General features: G+C 72.7%; 13 protein-coding genes. 2 read left to right on the top strand and 11 right to left on the bottom strand.

The window, feature by feature from the left end; translation table 11 throughout:
- Positions 1-52 precede the first annotated feature (52 nt).
- Positions 53-280 carry a helix-turn-helix transcriptional regulator gene (locus K8638_RS09305; protein WP_223754094.1) on the bottom strand — a complete coding sequence of 76 codons (228 nt, stop codon included), beginning with the start codon at positions 278-280 and terminating at the stop codon, positions 53-55.
- A 169-nt stretch (positions 281-449) separates the two neighbouring features.
- On the opposite strand from K8638_RS09305, the gene K8638_RS09300 reads away from it, so the two are divergent.
- Positions 450-3,089, top strand: coding sequence for a M12 family metallopeptidase (locus tag K8638_RS09300; protein WP_223754093.1), 2,640 nt, complete (start codon positions 450-452; stop codon positions 3,087-3,089).
- A 67-nt stretch (positions 3,090-3,156) separates the two neighbouring features.
- On the opposite strand, the gene K8638_RS09295 is transcribed toward K8638_RS09300, so the two are convergent.
- From K8638_RS09295 to K8638_RS09250, 10 genes are all read right to left on the bottom strand, one after another.
- A complete protein-coding gene (locus tag K8638_RS09295) occupies positions 3,157-3,723 on the bottom strand; it encodes a GNAT family N-acetyltransferase (protein ID WP_223754092.1) in 567 nt (188 codons plus the stop codon).
- A 10-nt stretch (positions 3,724-3,733) separates the two neighbouring features.
- Entirely contained in the window at positions 3,734-3,910 is a 177-nt protein-coding gene (locus K8638_RS09290) for a hypothetical protein (RefSeq protein WP_223754091.1), read from the bottom strand.
- A gap of 89 nt (positions 3,911-3,999) precedes the next feature.
- Positions 4,000-4,188: a hypothetical protein gene (locus K8638_RS09285; RefSeq protein WP_223754090.1), complete on the bottom strand. Its 189-nt coding sequence runs from the start codon at positions 4,186-4,188 to the stop codon at positions 4,000-4,002.
- A 22-nt stretch (positions 4,189-4,210) separates the two neighbouring features.
- Positions 4,211-4,390: a hypothetical protein gene (locus K8638_RS09280; protein WP_223754089.1), complete on the bottom strand. Its 180-nt coding sequence runs from the start codon at positions 4,388-4,390 to the stop codon at positions 4,211-4,213.
- A gap of 145 nt (positions 4,391-4,535) precedes the next feature.
- A complete protein-coding gene (locus K8638_RS09275; RefSeq protein ID WP_223754088.1) occupies positions 4,536-6,329 on the bottom strand; it encodes a serine/threonine-protein kinase in 1,794 nt (597 codons plus the stop codon).
- Positions 6,330-6,500: 171 nt separating this feature from the next.
- Positions 6,501-8,180: an ATP-binding protein gene (locus K8638_RS09270; protein WP_223754087.1), complete on the bottom strand. Its 1,680-nt coding sequence runs from the start codon at positions 8,178-8,180 to the stop codon at positions 6,501-6,503.
- A gap of 10 nt (positions 8,181-8,190) precedes the next feature.
- Complete coding sequence (locus tag K8638_RS09265) at positions 8,191-9,561, bottom strand: peptide ABC transporter substrate-binding protein (protein WP_223754086.1); 1,371 nt, start codon at positions 9,559-9,561, stop codon at positions 8,191-8,193.
- Entirely contained in the window at positions 9,558-10,916 is a 1,359-nt protein-coding gene (locus K8638_RS09260; RefSeq protein ID WP_223754085.1) for a VCBS repeat-containing protein, read from the bottom strand. The genes K8638_RS09265 and K8638_RS09260 overlap by 4 nt, the downstream gene beginning before the upstream one ends.
- The gene (locus K8638_RS09255) at positions 10,913-13,552 is read right to left on the bottom strand and encodes a penicillin-binding protein 1A (RefSeq protein WP_223754084.1); all 2,640 of its coding nucleotides are present in this window, start codon (positions 13,550-13,552) and stop codon (positions 10,913-10,915) included. The genes K8638_RS09260 and K8638_RS09255 overlap by 4 nt, the downstream gene beginning before the upstream one ends.
- 94 nt (positions 13,553-13,646) lie before the next feature.
- Positions 13,647-14,720 carry a tetratricopeptide repeat protein gene (locus K8638_RS09250; RefSeq protein ID WP_223754083.1) on the bottom strand — a complete coding sequence of 358 codons (1,074 nt, stop codon included), beginning with the start codon at positions 14,718-14,720 and terminating at the stop codon, positions 13,647-13,649.
- A gap of 196 nt (positions 14,721-14,916) precedes the next feature.
- Here K8638_RS09250 and xth point away from each other — a divergent pair, with 196 nt between their 5' ends.
- Positions 14,917-15,687, top strand: a complete 771-nt coding sequence (gene xth, locus K8638_RS09245) for an exodeoxyribonuclease III (protein ID WP_223754082.1) — start codon at positions 14,917-14,919, stop codon at positions 15,685-15,687.
- Positions 15,688-16,343 lie beyond the last annotated feature (656 nt).

Here is a 16,343-nt window from a genome sequence, read left to right as displayed (position 1 = left end):
ATTCCATGCGCGGGCGCGAGGGTAGCGCACACGCCGGGCCCGGGGCGTGGACTCAGGGGTTCGCGGACGGCTCTCCTCGCAGCCAGTCCGCGCGGATGCCCAGCGCGCGGCACAACAGGTAGAGGGCGGGCAGGGTGGGCAGCAGCTTCCCGCGCTCGATGCGCACGTAGGCCTCGGGTGGAAGGCGCGCCGCGTCCGCCACCTGGGCCGGCGTCAGGCCGGTCCGCAGCCGTGCATCCCTCAACCCGCGTCCCAGCGGGACGGACACTGCCTCATTCACGCGGCACCCTCCTGGTGAGTGGGCGGACCCTATCAGAAGGTTTAGTTGTGAATAAACCTGTCCGCGAATGGAACGAGCCGGGGCATGCACGAAAGGCCCGCCAGGATTTTCCCGTGCCTTCGTATTGGGAGTGATTCACCTCCATTCCACCGAAGGGAAGTCGCCCCACATGCGTAGAACGAACGACAGGTCCCGTCTGGGACGGGCCCTGATGGCCGCGGTGTGCCTCACGGCCGGATGCCGGCCCGTGGATGACGCGGAGACGCCGGCGGCACAGGCCACGCCCGAGCCCGTCCAGGCTCCCGCTTCCAAGGTGCGCACCGCCTATGCGCGCATCGGCCCCAGGGGCGAGCCGCGGAAGGTGAAGTACGAGGTCGTGGATGGCATGGCCATCTTCGAGGGCGACATCATCCTCGGCACGGCGGAGCAGGTGGAGCGCGAGTCCGAGTCCCTGCGCGCCCAGGCCGAGGGGCGCGTCTCCGCCCAGGGCCTCATCGTCACCCCCACCAGCAAGCGCTGGCCCAACGGCGTGGTGCCCTACGTCCACGTCTACGGCTCGCTCTACGACAACTACGTGGTGGCGGATGCCATGCGGCACTGGGAGCGGCAGACGGGCCTGCGGTTCTCCCCCGTCTCCGCGTCCACTCCCACCTCCACGCCTCACGTCTACTTCACGAAGGGGACCGTCTGCTCCTCCGCCGTCGGCATGCAGGGCGACCGCCAGTTCATCATCCTGGCCGAGGGCTGCGGTTTCGGCTCGGTGGTCCATGAGCTTGGCCACGCCATCGGGCTCTGGCACGAGCAGAGCCGGGCGGACCGCGACCAGTACGTGGACATCCTCTGGGACAACATCCTGGATGGCAGCGAGCACAACTTCGAGCAGCACATCAGCGATGGAGACGACGAGGGGCCGTACGACTTCAACTCCATCATGCACTACGGCTCCACGTCCTTCGGGAAGACCGACCCCGTCACGGGCGCGAAGCTCACCACCATCCGGACGAAGAACGGCGAGTCCATCGGACAGCGAAGCGGGCTGAGCCCGGGTGACGTCGCCGCCGCGGCGAAGATGTACCCCGGCGTGGTGAAGGGGTACTTCGAGGAAATCACCCCGACGGGACAGGTGAAGGGCTGGGCGCTCGACACCGCCTCTCCCGGGGTCTCCATCGACGTGCACTACTACATCGACGGGCCGGCGGGCTCCGGCGCGTACAGCGGGGCGGCGGCCACGGACGTCTACCGCTCCGACGTCAACGACGCCTTCAACGGCATCGTCGGCGACCACGGCTTCTACTTCCCCGTGCCGGCGTATTTCCGCGATGGCCAGCCGCATACGATGTACGTCTATGGCATCGACGCGCAGGGCCTCCACAACCCGCTGCTGGACGGCTCGGCTCGCACCTTCAACCTGCCGGGTGCCTTCGGGACGCTGGACTCCATCGGAGGTGACGGCGTGGTGACGGGCTGGGCGCTGGACCTGGACTCGCCCTCCGCCTCCATCAACGTCTACTACTCCATCGACGGAAACCCGGCCACGGCCGCCACCATCACCGCGAACCTCTACCGGGGGGACGTCAACGCGGCCTACCCCGGTACCACGGGCAACCACGGCTTCAGCTTCCGGCTCCCGGATTCCTACGTCGACGGGCAGGAGCACACGCTGCAGGTCTTCGCGCTGGACGCGCAGGGGCGGAACAGCCCGCTGCTCAATGGCGCGCCCCGGACGTTCCGGCTCGCGATGCCCATTGTCTACCAGGCCGGCGACTTCATCGGGTCAGGCACCGAGCAGCTCCTGGCCATCTTCGGCGGGGGCACCGGCCGCCGGGTGAATGCCTACGACTACCGCTTCAAGAATGGCGCGTACGACCTGCGCTACCAGGAGAACTGGGGCGACTCGGGTGTGATGGACGGGTGGCATGAGCCGTCCGACGTGAAGCTGAAGGGCGACTTCCGGGGCCTGGGCTACGACCAGCTCCTGTTCATCAACAACTCGGGCTGGGGCGGCCGGGTGATGATTACCGACTTCCGCGACGGCGTGGTGCCCGTCGAGGTCCGCTACCACGAGCCCTACGGTCAGAGCGATATCCTCAATGGCTGGCAGGGCCCGGAGGACCTCCAGCTCGTGGGCGACTTCCTCGGGCGCGGTCATGACCAGGTCATGTTCATCAACCGCGACGGCGTGGGCGGCCGGGTGATGATTGCCGACTTCAGCGACGGCGCCGCCCCCGTCGAGGTCGGCTACTTGGAGTCCTGGAGCAGCCTCCCCGACACCCTCCAGGGCTGGATTGACCCGAACGACCAGCTCCTCGTCGGGGACTTCCAGAACCGGGGGTATGACCAGGTGCTCTGCATCAACCGCGCGGGCACCCAGGGCCGGGTGCAGGTCCTCGACTTCCGGGACGGCGTGGCTCCGGCGGAGGTGCGCTACTCCGAGCAGACGGGAGCCTTCCCCCAGCTGGATGGACTGACCGATGACGGCGACGCCGGGTTCGTCGGCGACTTCCGCGGCCTCGGGTACGACCAGCTCCTGTTGGTCAACAACGGCACCACGGGCCCCAGGCTGCTGGTGGCGGACTTCCTGGATGGCGTGCCTCCGGCCGAGGTGCGCTACCGCGAGGAGATTGGCGATGGTTATGTCCTGTACAACCTGACGACCACGGCCTTCGTCGGCGACTTCCGCGCGCTCGGCCATGACCAGCTCTTGTACGGCTCCCCCTACCTGGGAACCCACCGCTACACGCGCATCGTCGACTTCAGCGATGGTGTCGCGCCGACGGAAGTCCTCTACAACCAGATTGAGATGAACTGACGCACCGGCGCGGCCTCTCCCGTCACTCCGGGAGGGGCCGTCGCCCGCTGAGCGCCGGCCGTGGCGCTCAGCGGCCTCCCAGCCTCCCGGAGTGGCTCGCCCACTCGGGGGCGAGGAGGGACATGAGGATGGCGTCATGCCAGGCGCCCTCCCACCAGAGGACCTGCCGCCGGACGCCCTCGGCGACGAAGCCCACCTTCTCGTAGACGCGCCGGGCGCGGGGGTTGAAGGCGTAGACCTCCAGCTCCACGCGGTGCAGAGCCACGCTCTCGAAGGCGTGCCGCAGCATCAGCCGTGTTGCCTCGGTGCCCAGCCCGCGTCCGAAGACGCCGGGCCCGGTGAGCGAGATGCGGAAGTTGCAGGCGCGGTTGTGCGGGTCGAGGTTGTTGAGCACCACCTCGCCCAGGCACTCGCCGGTGGCGGCATCCGTGATGGCCAGGTCGAGCCGGTCCGGCTCTTCGGCCCGGCTCGCGTACCACGCCTCCACGGCCTCCCGGGTGAACGGCTGCTGCGAGCCGGTGAGCCGCATGCACTCGGGCTCGTGGAGCATCCGCCAGAGCGCGGGCACGTCTTCGGGGAGGAAAGGCCGGAGGACGACGCGTTCACCGCGGAGCACGGGCTTGTGGGCGAGCATGGCGGAAAGGCTACCGATTCTCCTCGGCCCGCACCTGCTCCGCCAGTGTCCGGAGAATCGGGCGCACCCTGCCGCGGAAGTGCTCCCATGCGCTCGGGCTGGTGGGCGTCTCCAGCATCGCGAGGATGCCCGAGAGGGGCACGTCCCGCGGGAGCCACGTCGCGCGCGAGACGATGAGGACGGGCACCTTGGGAAAGGCGGGATTGAGCAGCAGCTCGCCGTAGAGGCCCCAGCCGCTGTCTCAGCCCCAGTCCCGGTCCGAGCGCGAGCCGCCGTTCAGGGAATCCCCGTGTTGTCCACCAGCACCGCGCTGGAGCTGGGCACCGTGGCCTGCCCGGCCGTGAAGCGGTTGCGCGGCAGCGTCACGCCGTTGCCGGTGATGGTGGCGCTGGCGATGTCCGAGAAGGCGCCGGAGAAGCTGTTGGCGTTGCTCGTCAGCCGGCCGGTGACCTTCACGCCGCGCATGCGGTTGGCTCCGCCAGCACTGTCACGTCGCCCCGCTGCCCGGCACCACGGACGTGGTGGACCCCTGGTTGATGACCGGGTTGACCAGCACCACCGCGCTCGTCACCTCACCGAAGCGCCCCGGCGAGGCTGGCGGGTCATCATCTCCGCAGCTCACCAGCACCAGTCCCACCAACACCGCGACGCACTTGCGAATCAGCATGGAGGCCCCCGGCGCGAAGCCCCCCCATCGTTCACCAGTGGCCGCGAATTGAGGCAGCTCAGACCCTGTCTGCTCGCGCGCCGACAGTCTCCTGGGATGATTGCGGCGGGGACGATGCAGTGGGGGGAGGGGCTACACCGGAGGCTCAGCGAGACTCGCGGAGCAGCCCCGCGGCCCGGGTCCGTACGTTGGCCATGGGGTCCGCGCGGGCGGCTTCCTCCAGGTAGGGCACGGCGGCGTCGCCCAGGTCCTTGCGGATGAAGTCCTGGCAGATGCCATGGAACCGGTCGCTGACGAGGCAGCGGATGGCGTTCCGGATGAGGGTGGGGGAGTCGCGGTACGAGGCGTCGTTGCGCAGCGCCGCCCGGTACGCCGCCACGCCATCCACCCAGCGGAGGTTGTCGAAGTTGACGTTTCCTTCCAGGTAGCGCACGTAGGCGCTCCGCGGATGCTTCGCCGCCAGCTTCTTCAGCGCCGCCAGGGCCGCGTCCCGCCGCTGGGCGTCGATCAACCGGTGGACCTCGTCGAGACCCGGGAGGTCTTCCGGAGGGGGACGCCAGTCCTCGCGGGGCGAGGCGCCCGTCCGGGGCTGCTCTCGCGTCGCAGTGCCTCGCGAGGCCGGGGCCTGTGGGCGCTTCGCGGCCTCGGAGGTCGCGGGCGCTGGAGCGGAGGAGGTGGAGGCAGCGGCCCACCAGACGATGCCCGCCCCGAGGAGGACGAGCGCCGCCGCGCCCCCCAGCATGATGGCGGGCGAGCGGCCCCGGGTCGTTGGAGTCGCCCCGGACGCTGTCAGGGGGATGCGCTCCGTGGGGACGTTTCGCGGGGAGTCGGCGGCCACGGCCTCCGTCGAGGCCGCCCACGCGGCGGGAGCCTGGGCTTTGGACGGTGAATTCCGCGGCGCCGAGGCCCCCTCCGTCGCGAGCGCCTCTTCCCGCTGTGCGGATGCGGCGTCGGTGGTGCGCGGAGCTTCGGGCGCCTCCTGGCGCGAGGGCGTCGCGTGAGCCCGGGCCGGCGCGGAGTCGGCGCCCGGACCCGGCGCCGCGTCCTGGCCCGGCGGCGCCACGTGGATGCGGGCCGGCGCGAACACGACCGTGTCGAGCGCGGCGAGGAAGTCCGTCGCGGACTGGAAGCGCTCCGCCGGGGCCTTCGCCAGCGCCTTCTCCACCGCCGCCTCGAGCTCGGCGGTGAAGCCGGCCTCGGGCGCCACCTCGCGCAGCGGCGGGGGCTTCACCTCGCGGTGCATGTGGAAGAGCTCCGCGTTGCTCGACGCGGTGAAGGGCTTGTTTCCGGTGAGCAGCTCGAAGAGCAGCACCCCGGTGGCGTACAGGTCCGTGGGCGGGCCCACCGGCTCGCCGTGAATCTGCTCCGGAGCCATGTACGCCGGCGTCCCGAGCATCAGCCCGGAGGTGAGGCCCGTCGCCTCGTCCCGGAGCTTGGCGATTCCGAAGTCGAGGATGCGCACCTGCTCCCCGAGGCCCACGGCCTGGGTGACGATGATGTTCTCCGGCTTGATGTCCCGGTGGACGATGCCCTGCGCGTGCGCGTGCGCCAGTCCCGCGAGCACGTGGCGGATGGTGGCCAGGGCCCTGGCCGGCGGCAGCGGCCCGTCGCGCAGCAGGCCGCGCAGCGTCTCGCCGGTGACGAAGTCCATCACCATGTACGGCGAGTCCTGGTCCACGCCGAAGTCGATGACCGACACGCAGCACGGATGGGTGAGGCGGCTCATGGCGCGCGCCTCCACCTGGAACCGCTTCCGGAAGTCCTCGTCCCGGGCCGCCCACGCGTGGAGGAACTTGATGGCGACCGGCTTGCCCACCTCCAGGCGCTCGCCCCGGTAGACCACGCCTATGCCACCCGCCGCGAGTCGCTCGATGATGCGGTAGCGCTCCTGCAACACCGAGCCGATGCGCGGGTCGGACACGGCCGTGGGCTCATTCATGGGCGCGCAAGATAACAAGACCCCCGGAAGCCCGGGAGGACGGGAGCGGCGCGGCCCTCACGCCTCGTGGCCGTCAAGGCTCCGCCGGGAGTCATCGCACCCGAAGTGCATCGGAGCCACGACGCGTGTGAAGACAGCCGCGTGGGTGACACCCCCGCATGGGACGTCCCGTCACTCCGCCCGTGACTTGACGGGCCCCACGCCCTCGGCGCGGGGCAGCACCACGCTGAAGCGGGCGCCCTGGCCGGGCTCGCCGCCCACGTCCAGCTTGCCGCCGTGCTCCTGGAGGATGCGCGCCGCGATGGCCAGCCCCAGGCCGGTGCCGCCGTCCTTGGTGGTGAAGTAGGGCTCGAAGATACGGGCGCGGTGCTCCGGCGGAATGCCCGGGCCGCTGTCCTCCACCTCGATGATGGCGTCCGCCTCCGTGCCCTTCACCCGCACGCGCAGCGGGCCGCCCTTCTCCGCCATGGCCTCCTCGGCGTTCTTCACCAGGTTGACCAGCACCTGCGTGAGCTGATCTCTATCCACCCGCGCCACCACGCCCGTCTGGAGCGAGGGGAGCAGCTGGATGCCCGGCGGCGGCGTGGCGTACAGCGACAGCACGCTCTGCACCAATTCACCCAGGTCCACCGGCGCGAGCTGCGGCTTGGGCATCCGCGCGAAGCGGCTGAACTCGTCCACGATGCGCCGCAGCCGGTCCACCTCTTCCAGCACCACGCCCGCGCTCTCCTTGAACATGTCGGGGAAGCGAGGGTGCCCTGCCTCCTGCGCGGCCTGCAGCGTCTCCAGCGACATGCGGATGGGCGTCAGCGGGTTCTTGATTTCGTGCGCCAGCCGCCGCGCCACCTCCTGCCACGCGGCGATGCGCTCGCTGGCCACCAGCCGCTCGGTGGTGGCCTTCAGCTCGCCCGTCATCCGGTTGAAGGTGCGGACCAGCTCGCCCACCTCGCCGCTGGCCTCCACCGCCACCTGCGCGTCCAGCGCGCCCTCCGCCACGCGCCGGGCGCCCTCGGTGAGGGCCTCCACCGGGCGCGTCATCCACCGCGACACCAGCAGGCCCAGCAGCACCGCGAAGGTGCCGCCCAGCCCCGCCAGCAGGAGGAAGGCGCGCATGACGCCCTGCTCGGCTTCCCGCGCCGGGGCCCGGCTGAAGACGAGCCGCACCGTGGTGGCCTCTCCCAGCGGCAGCGTGCGCGCCACCGTGGGTGGCTCTGCCGCGCCGGCCCGGGCCAGCTCCGTGCCACCCGACACCACGGACACCTGCGCCTGGGTGAGTCGCGACAGGTGCTGCGCCAGTCCCTCGTCGAGCAGCACGCCGCCCACCGCCCACAGCCGCGAATCTCCGTAGTCCACCGGGCGCGCGGTGACGAGCGCGGGAAGCTGGCGCAGGCCGGACGGGGTGCGCACGTCCACGCGCACCGGCACGGGCTTCAGGGACTTCTCGCGGGTGACGGCGAAGAGGTCCGGGTCCGGGTCGCCACGCCGCGCGGGCAGGTGGCCGGAGGACAGCACCGTGCCGCCCCGGTCGAAGAGGGCGAGCACCGACAGGCCGCGGCTCTGCATCAGCCCCTCGGCGGTGCCGGCCTTGATGGCGCGGGTGGGGCTCTCGCGGGCCTCGCGCGCCAGGTCCTCCATGGCGGGGCTGTCCACCAGCTCCTCCACCGCGCGGCGGGCGGTGGCGCCGGAGCGCTCCAGCGACTCCTGCGCGGAGGTGGTGGCGGCCTCCATGCGCGCGTCCAGCTCGCGCGACAGCGTGTCCCGCAGGCGGGTGAGGGTGAGGGGCACCACCACCGCCAGCGGCACCAGCGCCAGCAGGGCGAAGGCGAGCGCCAGCCGCGTCCTCAGGCGCATGGCGGCCTCCTCACGGGCGGCCTCCGGTGGCCGTCGCTTCCTGGGGCACCAGGTGGAGCCCGTCCAGCATGGGCAGGCCCTGCGCGTCGAACCTCAGGCCGCCGGCCTCGGGCGCCACGCGCAGGCCCAGGCCTTGCGCGTACAGGGGCACCAGCGGCACGGACGGCGCCAGCGCCAACGCCCGCTCCCTCGCGCGTGTGTCCCGGGCCGCCGCGTCCGCCAGCGCGCCGATGGCGGGAAGCTCCACGCCGAGCAAATCCCTCCGCCCGCCCGCGTCCAGCACCACCGCCAGCGCGGGGCCGGGCACGGGCGGCAGCAGCAGGGCGTGCAGCATCAGCTCGAAGTCACCCTTCGCCCAGCGCGCGCGCAGCGCCGCGCGCGGCAGCGGCTCCAGCGCCACGGTGTAGCCGCGCTCGTGCAGCTTCACCTGGATGCGCTCGGCCACCGCGCGCTGGTCCTCCACGGAGCTGTCGTAGAGGAGTGTCACCTTGCGAGCGGGCCCGGTGGCGGGTGGGGCGGGGCGCGGCCGGGGGCCCTGCTGCATCAGCATGGGCGGCAGCAGGTGCGGCATGGGCAGCGCCGGGGCGTGGACGAAGAGGCGGGTGAGGTCCTCGCGGTCGATGGCGCTCTCCACGGCCTGCCGGAAGTCCGAGGGCAGGCGCCGGGGCGAGAAGGCGAGGTACGTGGCGTAGAAGGGCGCGCCTGCCGTGGTGTCCGTCTCCGAGGAGACGCCCAGCACGAGCTGCACCTGCCGGGCGGACCACAGGCGCGACAGGCCGCGCTCGTCCGTGCCGGTGAGCAGCAGCCGGTCCAGGTACGGGCGCCCCTGCGGCCACGCGAGCCGCGCCTCCAGCGCGCCGCGGCCCGCGGCGCTGAAGGGGCCCAGGGGGCCGGAGGCCACGGGCGCGGCCAGGGCCGGGTGGCACAGCGCGCGCTCCAGGTCCGGCCAGGGGAAGGAGAGGGACAGCTCCAGCAGGGGGCCGTTGGCGCTCACCTGCCGCCCCTCGCCGCGCACGGGGTAGAGCAGGGCGCGGTAGGGCGAGGCGCCTTCCGTGCTGGCCAGCCGCATCCACGCGCGGGCCAGCGCGCCGGCCGCCGCCGCGTTGGGCAGGGTGAGGCGCACGGACTGCGGCGTGGGACGCGACAGCTCGCGGGCGAGCGACGGGTGGACGGCGCCGTCCGTCGTGATGCGGCACACCGGGCGCGACAGCAGCCCCAGCAGCGTGGCCTCCAGGGGCGTGTCGGCGAGCGCGGGCTCGGCGACTTCCGGAGGCCCGTCGTGGGCCACGCGCAGCTCGCCGCCGTAGCGGGGGCGGCCGGCCGCCAGCGCGGAGGCGGAGGCGAGGAGGACGAGACACGTGAGGGCGGAGCGGAGCGTCATGGCGCACCGTGGCGCAGGAGGAAGAGCTCGCCGGTACCGTCCGGCTTCGTCAGGCCCACCACCACCTCGCGGCGCTTGTCGCCGTCCAGGTCGGCCGTCACCACGTACAGCGCGCGGCCGGCGGGCAGCGCGCCCTGCCAGAGCGGCTCGTGCGCGGTGGGCTCGTCCCCGGTGGCGGCGTACACGCGCAGCACGTCCGGCGAGGGCTGGAGCTGCGGCGAGGTGGTGAGCAGCTCCGGCGTCCCGTCCCCGTCCACGTCCCCCAGCGCGCTGCCCGCGCCCAGGCCGTGCAGCCGCGTGGGCGCGGCGCCGGCGCGCGGGTAGAGGGATGCCGAGCCGTCCGGGTGGACGAACAGCAGCCGCGGCGGGATGAGGCTCGCGGTGGTGAAGGGCGCGGGCACCGTCATCGCGCGCCCGTCCGCCATCCGCACCTCCGGCGCGAAGGCCGTCTGCCCGGGGACGAAGGCCCCGCGCTCGGCGGCCCCGAGCGGCGCCGCGTCCAGCGGCCCCAGTGGCCTCAGCGTGGCGCGCGCCGCCTCCAGCGCGAGCACCTCTCCGTGCGCGTGCCGGGTGCTCCACGCCGCCAGGCGCGGCGGCCCCGGCAGCACGGCCAGCGCGCCGAAGGGCTCGCGGGTGGTGGCGCTCGCGAAGGGCAGCATGTCCAGCTCGCGGCGCGCCAGCAGCCGTCCGTCCGCGGCGAAGACGGACACGTCGCGCTCCGTGAGGGCGGCCACCTCGTCCCTGCCGTCGCCGTCCAGGTCTCCCGTGGCCAGCGCGGCCAGCGGATGCTCCAGCCGCGCCAGGACGGCGCCCAGCAGGCGCACGCCCCGGGGGGCGGAGCCATTCGTGGCGGGCCCCGACGGCGCACCGGCCGAGGCCAGCGCCAGCACGGCCGCGTCCGCCTCCACGGCGCCGGCCAGCGTGCCCGCGGGCTTCGGCGGGCGCGTGGCGGTGCGGCCGGACCAGAAGTTGACCCAGGTGCCCAGCGCGTCGCCCCGGGCACGAAGCTCGCCGCCCTCCACGTCCACCGTGAGGCGCACCAGCGTGCGGGCCCCCTGCGCGCGGGCGGCCCCCTCCGCGGCCTCGGCGGTGGGCGCGTCCACCACCACCGGCGCCAGCCCCGCGGCGGCCAGCCGCGCCGCCAGCACGGTGCCCACGGCGCGCCGCAGCTCGGCGGAGCCTCCGGACACGTGCAGGGCCACGGGAGCTTCCGCGGGCAGCGCGCGCACCGACTCCGCCAGCGACTTCGCGAGGCGGTCGACGGCGGAGGCGCTCTCCGGAGCGGTGGGGAAAGACTGCGGCGCGGCGCCGGCCGCGAGCGCGGCCAGCAGGGCGAGGAGTGGGGCTCGGCTCACAATCCGTTCCTGTTGCCGTCCTCGATGAAGAAGTTCTCCGGAGTCACCTGCCCCGGAGGCGGCGCCTCGGCCGTGGGCTGCGTGCCCTCCAGGAACGGCTCCAGCCGGCCCGGGACGGAGGCGCCAGCCAGCAGCCCGCTGACGGGGTCGATGCGCACCTGGACGACGCCGGAGGGCACCTCGAACTCGCGGGCGGGCAGGCCCTCGTGGGCCACGCGCATGAACTGGAGCCAGATGGGCAGCGCGGCGCGGCCACCCGTCTCGCTGCCGCCCAGCGGCGAGTTGTCATCGAAGCCCACCCACGCGCTGGCCACCCAGTCCGCGGTGAAGCCGGAGAACCACGTGTCCTTGGACTCCTGCGTGGTGCCCGTCTTGCCGGCGGCGGGACGGTTCAGCTCCCGCACCGCCCTGGCCGTGCCCTCCTCCACCACGCTGCGCATCAGCGAGGTGGTGAGGTACGCCACCGCGGGGGGCAGCGTCTCCTCGAAGGCGGGCTGGTGCTCCTCCAGCACCTTGCCATTCACGTCGCGCACGCGCAGCAGCAGCAGCGGCTCCGCGTAGCGGCCATTGGCCTGGAGCGTCGCGTAGGCGTTGACGGCCTCCAGCATCGTCACCTCGCCGGTGCCCAGCGCCAGCGTGAGGTTCTCCGGCAGCGGCGAGTGGATGCCCGCGCGGCGCGCGAAGTCGATGATGCTCGCCGGGGTGAGCGCCTCGATGAGGCGCACGGACACCGTGTTCTTCGACTGGGTGAGCGCCTCGCGCAGCGTCATCGGCCCCTCGAACTGGCGGTCGTAGTTCTGCGGCTTCCACGTCTTGCCCGTGTACGGGTCTCGGATGGCCTCGGGGGCGTCGTTCACCTTGGACAGCGGCGTGTAGCGCCCGCTGCCCAGGGCCGCCGCGTAGAGGAAGGGCTTGAAGGACGAGCCCGGCTGGCGCTTCGCCTGCGTGGCGCGGTTGAAGGACGAGCGCTCCGCGTCATAGCCGCCCACCAGCGCCGCCACGTTGCGGTTCTCCGGGTTGATGACCACGAGCCCGCCCTGCACGAGCGGCACCTGGTCCAGCGCGGCCTCCACGAAGGCCGGCGCGGGCGGCGCCTTGAGCACGCGCACGTAGACGAGCTGGCCCTTCTCGAACACGTCGGAGGCCTTCTTCGGCGAGCCCTTGCCCTTCTGGCGTGCCCACGTCGCGGTGGAGAAGGGCACCTCGGCGGTGCGGCCCACCAGGTCCACGCGCGCCACGTTGCGCTTGTCGTCCACCTCGGTGACGTAGCCGGTGAGGCGCAGCCCCTCCTCCAGCGGCTTGAGGCGCACGGCGCGCGCCAGCTTCTCCTCCTCGGAGCGCGCGGCCTCCTCCTCGGGCGTCAGCTCCGGGAGCTGCTCCTCGGAGCCGTCCTCCTCCAGCTCCGCCTGGCCGCTCGCGCCGCCCGCCTGGGGCCCCTTGGGCTCCTCCTCCTTCTCCACCCGGGCCAGCGGCGCCAGGTCGGCCACGTAGCCCTGGTCCTTCTGCCGGCGCCCGGCCTCCTCGATTCGGGTGGTGATGAACCCGCGCAGGCGCTGCCACTGCGCGTCCGTCAGCGTGCCCCGCGGGCCGCGGTAGCCCTGGCGCCGGTCCACCGCCTCCAGGCCCTCGCGCACCGCCTGCTCGGCCGCGGCCTGGAGCTTCGGCACCATGGCGATGTCCACGCGCAGGCCACCCGCCATCACCGCCTGCTCCCCGTAGCGCGCGATGAGGGTGCGGCGGATCTCCTCCGCGTAGTACAGCCCCACCGGCTTCTCCTGGCGCGGCGCCAGGACGATGGGCTTGTCCATCTCCGGCTCCACCACGCTGGCGGGCACGAAGCCATGCCGCGCCATCTGCTGCAGCACGTAGCGCTGGCGCGACTTGGCCCGCGTCATGTTCGTCACCGGGTTGATGCGGTGGGGAAGCTGCACGGTGCCCGCGAGCACCGCCGCCTCACCGACGGACAGGTCCTTCGCGTGCTTGCCGAAGTAGAAGAGCGCGGCCTCCTCCAGGCCGTAGCGGCGCTGCCCGTAGTAGGACTGGTTGATGTAGAGGGCGAGAATCTGGTCCTTGGTGAACGCCTCCTCCACGCGCGGGGTGAGAATCCACTCGCGGGCCTTGCGGCTGAAGCTGCGCTCGGGCGTGAGCAGCAGGTTCTTCACCACCTGCTGTGTAATCGTGGACGCGCCGGACTTGCGGCTGCCGGGGATGAGGTTCTTCACGGCGGCGCGGGCGATGCCGAAGGGGTCCAGGCCCTCGTGCTTGTAGAAGTCCGCGTCCTCGGCGGCCAGGAAGGCATTGCGCACGTGGGGAGGCAGGTCCTCCACGCGGATGAGGGTGCGGCGCTCGTGGGCGAACTCGGCGCAGAGGCTGCCGTCCGCGCACGTCACCTTGGTGACCTGCGGCGGCTGGTAGTGGCGCAGGGCCTCCACCGAGGGCAAATCCCGGCTGTAGTAGACGTAGCCGCCGGCAATCGCGAGCAGCCCCAGGACCAGGCACACGGCGCCGGTGATGAGCAGCCGCTTCGTCCAGCGCCACAGGCGGGCACCGGGTCCGGGGCGCGCCGGAGGCGGAGGCGCGGCCGGGGAAGGCGTGGAGGGGTCGGGCGGATGGGGCATCACGGGAGCCGGGGTCATGGCGCTTTCGAAGAGGGCCGCACGTTAGACCGTGGGGACGGGAACGGGAACCGGCCCGGAGTCCACCCCGGGCCGGTGTCCGGGCGGACAGGCACTACGGCGTGGAGGGCTCGGGCGTCACGGACGCCGCGTCCCGGACGGTGGGAAGGGGCACGTCCGCCCGGGCCAGCCGGTTCACCCGGTCCGCGTTGACGCGCGCCTGGACGTAGCGGGGCGACAGGCGGGTGGCGGTGGCATAGGCGGCGCGGGCGTCCTCCACCCGGCCCAGCCGCTCCCAGGCCACCCCGAGGTTGTTGTGCACGTAGGCCACGTGGGGGAGGAGGGAAGCGGCCCGGGAGAGCACGTCCGCCGCCTTCGCATCCTCGCCCGCGCGCAGGTACGCGAAGCCCAGGTTGTTGAGCGCGTAGCCGTGCTCCGGGTCCAGGTGCACGGCCTGCTGGAAGCGGAGGATGGCGGCGGGCAGCTCCCCGGCGCTCAGGTGGGCGCGGCCGAGCACCTGGTACACCTCCGCGTCCTCCGGACTCCTGAGGACGGCCTCTTCGCCCACGCGCACGGCCTCCGCGTAGCGGCCCAGCGACACCAGCAGTCTCGCCTGCTGCACCAGCGCGTCGCTGTCCTCGGGGAGCAGGCGGCCGAGCCGCTCATAGGCCAGCACCGCCACCTCCGTCTGTCCCCCCAGCCGGGCGAGCCGGGCAGCCAGTGCCAGCGCGTCCGTGTCCGCCGGGTCGTCAAACAGGGCGCGGCGGCACTCGGTGAGGGCACCGGAGACGTCACCCAGTTCCTTCAGGGAGCGCGCGCGGGCCAGGTGGTCCACGCGCCGGCCGTGCGTGTGCGGCAGGGCGAGCCGCTCGGCCGAGGGCGTCTCATCAGGGCTCGTGCGCGCGTCATCCGGCGAGGAGGGCGCCTCGTGCCAGAAGTGCGGCGGTGCCTCCTCCGTGAGGGGGAGCGCGGGCGGGGCCGCCTTCACGCCGCCGTTGCCCGCGTCTCCGCCCTCGTGCCGCCGGGCCTGCTGCTGTGCGACGGCGACCCACGGGCGCCAGGAGGGGGGCAGGGGGACGTCGTCCCACGCGGCGAACCCGAGCACGGCGAGGCAGGCGGGCAGCAGCGACTTCCTCAACGCGGAGGGCAGGGTGAAACCGGCGTGGGGAGTGGCCTTCCTCGTGCTCATGGCGGCGACCTCGACTTCCGTCGGCGCGCCCGGGAAGGGCGCTCCGGGGAGCCGTGTGCCGGACTCCCACCCGGGAGCCAATGCCACTGCCGTGCCAGGGGCTTTCCCCCGAGAGACGGCGCGGGGTGTGGCCCCCTGGCCACGGAGCGGGGGAAAAGCGTGGCGGGAGCGCGGGTGTCATGCGACGGTCCGCGCGATGAAGATCGCCACCTGGAACGTGAACTCGATTCGGGCCCGCCAGGAGCGGGTGCTCGACTGGCTGAGGACCGCGCAGCCGGACATCGTGTGCCTGCAGGAGCTCAAGTGCACGGACGCGGACTTCCCCACCGACGCGGTGCGCGAGGTGGGCTACCACGCGGCGGTGCACGGGCAGAAGACGTACAACGGCGTGGCCATCCTCGCGAAGGAGGAGCCCCGGGACGTGGTGAAGGGGCTGTCGGACGGCGTGGACGACACGCACGCGCGCCTCATCGCGGCCACGGTGGGCGGCATCCGCGTGGTGAGCGCCTATGCGCCCAACGGGCAGTCGGTGGACTCGGAGCAGTACCACTACAAGCTCCAGTGGTACGAGCGGCTGCGGCGCTACCTGGACTCGCGGCACCAGCCTGGAGAGCCGCTGGTGCTGGGCGGTGATTGGAATGTCGCTCCCGCGGACATCGACACCTACGACCCGAAGGAGTGGGAGGGGCAGACGCTCTTCACCGACAAGGAGAAGGCCGCGCTGCGCAAGGTGTGTGACTTCGGGCTGAAGGATGCCTTCCGTGAGCTGTACCCGGACGTGCAGAAGTTCTCGTGGTGGGACTACCGCATGCTGGCCTTCCCGAAGAACCGCGGCCTGCGCATCGACCACCTCTACGTGACGGCGCCGCTGGCCTCGCGCCTGGTGGCGTCCGACGTGGACCGCGAGGCGCGTAAGGGAAAGCAGCCGTCCGACCACGCGCCGGTCTGGATCGAGCTGCGCTCCTGATTCGTGGCGCGGTAGGGATTCGCACGAGGCGGGGCGCCGCCTGGCGGTGCCTGGGCCATGGCGGTGTATCGGAGGAGGCGCGAACGGGGCGGCCCTCGATGAAGGCCCTCGTGTTGTACGGACCAGGGTGGACGTCCCGCCGCGTTCGCGGCCGCGCGGGAGCCAAGGCCTTCGACCTTCCTCGAAGGCCAGGCGGCGCGACGGCCAGGTGACACGGCCAGGCGCTCGCATTGCCGGGGCGCGCATGGGGACGGGGACGCGGCGTGCGTTGAGAGTGCGCCGCTTTTTCGGGGCCCATGACCCGGCACCACTCTGTCGGAGACAGGCGCCTCGGGCGTTGCGGCTCCGGCAGCCAACGCAGACCCGCCAGTCCTCTCGGCTTCGACGTGCTCCGCCGCGGGAGTGGACGTGCCGGTGCCTCCAGGCTCGAAGTCCGCGCCTCGGGAAGGCGACTCCTCCTCCGCTGCCAGCGCCTTCCAGAGAGCCCGGCCCGCGGCGTTGACGTCCTCTTCGACCAGCGCCCCCTCCTCGCCACGGGCCAGCGCGCGAACCAGCTCCGCCAGCGCTCCCCAGATGAGTCCCTCGCCCACCCGGACGCTGCCCGGCGCCAGCGCCCCCTCGCGCTCACCGAGGGCCAGCACCTCGCGCACCAGCGC

Source organism: Myxococcus sp. RHSTA-1-4, assembly GCF_020037125.1.
Lineage (GTDB): Bacteria > Myxococcota > Myxococcia > Myxococcales > Myxococcaceae > Myxococcus.
The sequence above is the reverse complement of the archived record's forward strand: the minus strand, read 5'-3'. Positions and strand labels throughout refer to the sequence as shown.